General features: G+C 54.7%; 7 protein-coding genes. All 7 read right to left on the bottom strand.

All coding sequences use genetic code 11. The features are described from left to right. Positions 1-265, bottom strand: a 265-nt coding sequence (locus tag Q7U71_09720) for a prepilin peptidase (GenBank protein ID MDO9392035.1), incomplete at its 3' end; no start/stop codon positions are given. Between the two features lie 19 nt (positions 266-284). Further along, a complete protein-coding gene (gene rimO / locus Q7U71_09715; protein MDO9392034.1) occupies positions 285-1,658 on the bottom strand; it encodes a 30S ribosomal protein S12 methylthiotransferase RimO in 1,374 nt (457 codons plus the stop codon). 3 nt (positions 1,659-1,661) lie between these two features. Next, complete coding sequence (locus Q7U71_09710; protein MDO9392033.1) at positions 1,662-2,207, bottom strand: phospholipase D-like domain-containing protein; 546 nt, start codon at positions 2,205-2,207, stop codon at positions 1,662-1,664. Further along, a complete protein-coding gene (locus tag Q7U71_09705; protein MDO9392032.1) occupies positions 2,204-2,629 on the bottom strand; it encodes a PaaI family thioesterase in 426 nt (141 codons plus the stop codon). Before Q7U71_09705 ends, Q7U71_09710 begins: the two co-directional genes overlap by 4 nt. Positions 2,630-2,641: 12 nt before the next feature. Continuing rightward, the gene (locus Q7U71_09700) at positions 2,642-4,435 is read right to left on the bottom strand and encodes a GspE/PulE family protein (protein ID MDO9392031.1); all 1,794 of its coding nucleotides are present in this window, start codon (positions 4,433-4,435) and stop codon (positions 2,642-2,644) included. A 20-nt stretch (positions 4,436-4,455) separates the two neighbouring features. Then, positions 4,456-5,580, bottom strand: coding sequence for an HD domain-containing protein (locus Q7U71_09695; protein ID MDO9392030.1), 1,125 nt, complete (start codon positions 5,578-5,580; stop codon positions 4,456-4,458). A 14-nt stretch (positions 5,581-5,594) separates the two neighbouring features. Further along, complete coding sequence (locus Q7U71_09690; protein ID MDO9392029.1) at positions 5,595-6,500, bottom strand: lysophospholipid acyltransferase family protein; 906 nt, start codon at positions 6,498-6,500, stop codon at positions 5,595-5,597. Between the last annotated feature and the right edge of the window lie 240 nt (positions 6,501-6,740).

Raw genomic sequence — 6,740 nt, 5'->3', positions numbered from 1 at the left:
AAGCGGCGGCAAAAAGCAGGCCTCCCGACAGCTCCACCAACGGGTATTGCACCGAGATCTTCTTTTGGCACTGCTGACACCTACCCCGCAAGAGCAGATAGCTGAGGACTGGGATATTCTGATACCATTTGATGGCGGCGCCGCAGTCCGGACAGTGCGATGGCTTAAGTGCCACCTCCTCCTTGCGGGGGATCCGCCAGATGCAGACATTGGCAAAAGAACCAAAAACGAGTCCGAATAAAAAGAAGATCAATGCTATGGTCATGAGATTTAACTTCCGTAATTTAATGTGGATCGATGATTCCGCCCAGATCGTAATCCCAGACCCGTTCGATCCTGACTTGGACAAAACTTCCCGGGATCAGTTTCTTGCCTGTTTTAATGTACACCTTGCCGTCCACCTCCGGGGCCTCGGCATAACTGCGGCCGTAATAACTATATCCCGTTTTGTAGGGAACGGGGGATCCTTTTATCACCGGCCCTTCCACCAATACCCTGCATACCTGGCCGATCCGGGCCCTGTTGCAGCTGCCTGAGATCTTACGCTGCAAGGACATCAGCTCATGGAGCCGCCTTTGCTTGAGCAAAAGGCCCACCTGTTTGCTTAACTTAAAAGCTTTGGTGCCCGGCTCCGGAGAAAAGGCAAAGGCCCCGAGTTTCTCGAATTTCTGCCGGAAAATGAAATCCTGCAGGGAATTGAATTCTGTTTTTGTCTCACCCGGAAAGCCGGTCATGAATGTCGTTCTTATTGCCAGACCGGGCAGTTCTTTCCGCAGCTCAGAGATAAGTGATTCTGCTTTTGTCCGATCAGTTCCGCGGTGCATGGATTTTAGCACCCTGTTCTCGCTGTGCTGCAGGGGAATGTCCAGATATTTTACGGTCTTGGAGCTTTGTTTAAGGGCCCGGATCAGTTTTTGATCGTAATGGGCCGGATGGGTATACAGCACCCTGACCCATTCCAAACCCTTGACCTTGTCCAGCAGCAGCAGCAGATCCCCCAGTTTTCTTTCACCATACAGATCTAAGCCGTAATTGGTGGTATCCTGGGCGATCAGGTTGATCTCTTTGACGCCTTGGCTTGCCAGTATCCCGGCTTCAGCTACGATATCAGCCATTGTCCGGCTGCGGAACCTCCCTCTTATCTTGGGGATCAGACAATAGGAGCAATTATTATTGCAGCCGTCGGCTATGCGGAGATAGGCCCAGCCCGGCCCGGTGGTCATAATGCGGTTACGGTAGAATGACACTGGATGATCACAAGCGGTTTTGGAGACGGACAGTTTCTTTTTTCCGGTTACGGCGGAAACGATGTCCTTGTAGCCATGCACTCCGACCAGGGAGTCGATCTCCGGGATTTCGCGCAACAGTTCCTGTCCCATCCTCTGCACCAGACAGCCTGTGGCCACCAGCCGGAAGCCGGTCTTTTTCTTGTGCCCGGCCAGGGCCGCCAGCTCGGACAAGGCCTCATTCACGGACTCCTGCAGGAAACCGCAGGTATTCACGATGACTGCGTCGGCTTGGCTCAGCGTTCCGGTGATCCTATACCCGGCCCGAAAGAGCTGGCCGATCATGATCTCGGTATCCACCCTGTTCTTGGAGCAGCCCAGCGAAACGATATATGCTTTGCGGCCAGGCAAAGAGTTTAAAGAATCAATCATGTTTTATCTTTGATCCAGAATGTCCTGGTATTCTGTACAATATACTTTCCGCTGGCAGGGCTGGCAGTGTTTTCCCATCCATAATTCATCATACTGTTTCATTATCCTGTTCACCAGGTCTTTCTCCGTAGTGATGAAACCTGACTCAAAATTTCTTCTATTGTCAGATTTGGCCCCCATCCCGGCCCCGGTCAGGTTGGCGCTGCCGGAATAGGCAAACTTTCCGTCAACTATCACCGTTTTAAAATGGACCCTGGGGCAAAGCAGTCTCTCCAAACCCTCTATCAGTGAGGGATAGCGGTCAAAATCCTTCCGGAAGTTCGGCCCCGGTTCCTTGGCGTGGATCAGCCTCAGCTCCACGCCGCTTTGGTAAAGTTCTGATAACACCTTCAAAAAAGGCACCATCCGCTTGCCTTCGGCCACATAAAGGTCTTTCAGGTCCGAGGTGGCCAGCCACAGGAACTTTCGGGCCTTGGGGATCTCTTCCTGTAGCACCTTTTGGTATATCTGGATGTCGGTGATGAATTCCAGGCCGTTGGAAACATTCATTTATGGGGCCTCACCAGTTTGCCCCGGGCGCTGGCCAGCACCAGACCCGTTTCATCAGTAAGCTCGGAACTGGCTTCAACTATTTTCCCGTTGTCTTTTTCCACCTTGCCAGAAAGGACGACCTTGCTGCCGATCCTGACCGGCTTTTTGAACCTGACCGTCAGCTCGGCGGTCACCGCTTCGGAGGCCCCGCCTCCTCCTTCCGCCCCGCCTACTGCATGGGCCAGGGCCTCATCCAAAAGCGTGGAGATGATGCCTCCGTGCAGTATGCCCTTCCAGCCCTGGTATTTCTGCTCAGGCACGAACTCGGCCCGGCAGGTTCCCGGCAGCGGGTAGGTGAACTTCAATTGCAGGCCGTCGGGATTATTGTTTCCGCAGGCGAAGCATCCATTATCGTCTATTAAATGATCGTTGTTGCTCATATTTTATTACTTTCAACCGCTTACCGAGATCACTTCTTCGTAGGTGGTCAAGCCCTCCAGCATTTTCTGCAAAGCCACCTGTTTTAGTGAAACCATTCCATCGGCGGCGGCGGCCCGGTAGATATCGTTCAGATTAACGGTATTGGTGGTCAAAACAGATTTCAAATTATCGGTCATCTCCATCACTTCAAATATCCCGATCCGGCCCTTGTAGCCCGTTCCCCGGCAGTCCACGCAGCCCTCGCCATAATAGATCTTGTCCGGGCGCTCCCCGGCGGGAAATCCCTCAAAGTCCTCGGGGCTGGACAACCGCTCCCGGCGGCAGTTGGGGCAGATCCGGCGCACCAGGCGCTGGGCCATCACTCCGATCACGGTGGAAGATATCAGGTAATAGGGGATGCCAATGTCCAGCAGCCGGACCATGGCCGAAGGGGCATCGTTGGTATGCAAAGTGGTAAGCACCAGGTGCCCGGTCAAAGCCGCCTGAATGGCGTGTTCGGCCGTTTCCCGGTCCCGGATCTCGCCCACCATGATGATGTCCGGGTCCTGGCGCAGGATGCTGGGCAGGATGGTGGAGAAGGTGACCCCGGCCGCCGGCTGGACCCCGATCTGGTTGAACTCCTCGATCACCATTTCTATCGGGTCCTCCACCGAGATGATGTTGACCTCTGGCGAGGACAGGGCTTTTAGCGAGGAGTATAAAGTTGTGGTCTTGCCCGAGCCGGTGGGCCCGGTCACCAGGATGATGCCGTTGGGCCGCCGGATGAAGGCGTTGTAGGTCTGGTATTCCCGGGGGTAAAATCCCAGATGGTCCAGGTCCTGCATCAGGATCTCGGGATCAAAGATCCGGATCACCACCTTTTCCCCAAAAGTTACCGGCACGGTGGAGACCCTCAGTTCGATGTCCTTGCCGGCGTAGCTGGTCTTGATCCGGCCGTCCTGGGGCCTCCGCTTGTCGGCGATGTTCATCCTGGACATGATCTTGATCCGGGAGATGATCGGGGCGTGCAGGTTGCGGGGGATGGTGTAAATGTAATGCAGCACCCCGTCGATCCGGAGACGGATGTATGATTTGTCCCGCTTGGGCTCGATGTGGATGTCGCTGGCCCGCTGTTCAAAGGCGTAGTGCAGCAGGTATTCCACCGCGCTGGTGACGTGCTGGTCGTTGGCCTCGATCTCCTCCTGCCCCTTCAGCTTGACGAACTGCTCCAGGTTATTGAGCTCTTCCGAGGATATCCGGTCAACCTCGGCCGCCCGGACCGAGGCCCGGAAGCCGTAGAACTCGCGGACGATCTTCAGGATGTCGGTTTTGGAGCTGAGCACCAGCTTGATCTTGATATTCCGGGCGGTTTCCAAAGATTCCAGGATCTCCAGGTTGGAGGGGTCGGCCACCGCCATGGTCACGGTGCCGGATTCCTCTTCCAGCGGCACGATCAAATGGCGGATGGCATAGGGCCGGGCCACGTGGGAAGTGACCACGTCCAGCTGAAGCTTAAGCGGATCTATCTTGCGGTAGGGGATCTTAAGTTCCTGGGCCACGGCCAGGGTGATCATGTCCTCGGTCAGGTACCGGCCCGGCTGCCCCTGAACCTGGATATTGAGCGAGGAGATGACCTCGGCCGGAGTGATGATGTTGGCGGCCTGGTGCAGCCTGCGGCTGTAGGCCGACTCCTGATATTTCTGGAGCTTGGCCCGCTGGGCCGGGACTTTGATCAATATCTCCCGGTGCTGGTCGGGGGTGATCAGTCCGCACTTCAGCAGCATCTGGGCCACTTGTTCCAGGGTCAAATGTGGTGAGGCTGTCATGTCATCTCTGATTGTTTATTTTAGTTAGAGGACCGTGGAAGGTCGAATTTTATGGGCTCGGGGATGAACACCTCGTGGACGCAGGCCAGCGCATAGCTGTCGGTCATCCCGGCGATGTAATCACTAACTATCACCTGGGCCGGGGTCTTTTCCAGTTCGTAAAACCCGGACAGCTTCTGGACATGCCTCCCGAAGCGGCGGAACAACGGCACGGGATCGCTGTCATATTTTGGATAATCGCGGCCGAAGTGCAGGTAGACCCGGTTCAACTCTTCAAATAGTGTCCGCAATATCTTTTCGCAGAACATTCCGTACTCTTCCAGCGGAGCCGATCGGTATATGTTCTCCGTGTTAAAATCGTATAAAGCCCGCATCAGCTGGTAATTGCTGGCGGAAAAGGAGATGTCTCCCGTCTTTTGTGATTCGGCGATCAGATCGTTGACCAAAGTGTCTATGATCTCGCCGTTCTTGCGGCCCAGTATTTCCCGGATATTTCCCGGGACTTCGTCCTCGTTGATGATCCCGGCCCGGATGCCGTCCTCGATGTCCCGTCCCAGATAGCTGATCTTGTCGGACATCCTGACTATGCAGCCCTCGTAGGTTCCGGGATAGACCCCCAGTTTCCGGATGCTGTTCAGGTCTATCCTTTCCCGGCGGGGCTGGATCTGTTTTTCGTATTTCTCCCCGCAATGACAGATTATCCCGTCCCGCACCCCGTAGGTCAGGTTTAGCCCGGCCCCGTCGTTGGCCAGGCTGTCCACCACCCGCAGGGCGTAAAGTTCGTGGTTGAACCCGCCGTGATCCTTTAACAGGTCGTCCAGCACCTCCTCGCCCCGGTGCCCAAAAGGGGCATGGCCCAGGTCATGACCCAAAGAGATGGCCTGGGCCAGGTCCACATCCAGGCCCAGCACCCGGCAGATGGCGGCGGCGATGGTGGCCACGTGCAGGGTGTGCTCCATTCTGGTGCAGACGTGGTCATTGTCGGGAGAGAAGAACACCTGGGTCTTGTGCTTAAGCCGGCGGAAGGGCATGGAATGGATGATGGCAGTCTGGTCGCGGAAATACGGCCCCCGAATGTCCTCTTCCCGGGACCGCAGGCGCTGGGTATATGTTTCGGGCGACAACGGATTTACTATATTTTTCACTTGACTCCCGCCGATCACTTTTGATTGTTAGATTTTGAGGCAACCTGTTTGGTCTTCCATCTTTTGTGCACCCAGTACCAGTGATCGGGATGCCGTCTTACATATTCCTCCAGTTGGGCGGTGAAAATAGTGGTCAGACGCAGGATCTCTGCCTCCTTCTCATTCTTGGGATCGGCATGGAACGGCGGATTGAGATAACCAGTGTGCCTTCCTCCCTGCTGCCGGACGATGGCCCCGGTGATGATGGCCGCTCCGGTCTTGAGGGCAAAGATGGCCGGGCCCTTGGTGGTGGAGGCTTTTTGGCCCAGGAAATCAACGAAGACTCCGTCCGCTCCTGCATCCTGGTCGGAAAGCATGGCCACAAAATGGTTTTGCCGCAAAGCCTTCAATACTTCCCGGGTGGCGTCTTTTTTGAAGATGATATTGACGTTCTTGGAACGGCGCAGGGAATTGAGCGCTTCGTCCACATATTTGTTGTGCTGGGGATAGACCACCACTGAAAAATGGTAACCGCTGTTGGCGATGGCGGCGGCGTGAACCTCCCAGTTCCCGAAATGCCCGCTGACCAGTATCCCTCCCCGGCCCGCTTTTACGACCTGGTCAAAGTATTCGGTATTCCTCAGGTCCACCTTGTTCTTAACGCTGGCACAATCCGACGTTTTGAACCGCAAAAGCTCCATCAGATTCCTCCCCAGATTTTGGTAGAGGCTGAGCGCTATTTCCCGGTTTTGACTGTCACCATTTTGGGGGAAGGCCCGCATCAGATTTTCCAGGGCCACTTTGCGGCGTATGCCCATGGTAAAAGCTAAATTGCCCAGCCCCGCCCCGAAGTTCAAAGCGGCTTTCTCGGGTAAAAGATTGACCCACCATCCCAGAATATTCAGCAACCAGTATTGCAGTATGTAACCGGTATTTTTCATTTGATTTTGTATTTATTCAGGGTGTATCAGGGACATTAATAGTAAATCTTTTGTAAAGTTAATTGACAAAAAATTTGCCGTTTCCCTGTCATTCATAAGTCTCAAATTTGTACCACGGGACTAAGAACGGCATGTGTCCATATTAACGCACTCCTCATCTGGAATGGAGTAACCCCTATGTTTAACCGCATACTTGTCCCATTGGATGGATCAACCCTTGCAGAGCGGGCGATACCTCAC

The sequence above is a fragment of the bacterium genome (assembly GCA_030655055.1).
In the GTDB taxonomy this organism is placed as follows: Bacteria; Edwardsbacteria; AC1; order AC1; family EtOH8; genus UBA5202.
Note: the sequence above shows the minus strand (reverse complement) of the source record. Positions and strands in the feature narration are given on the sequence as shown.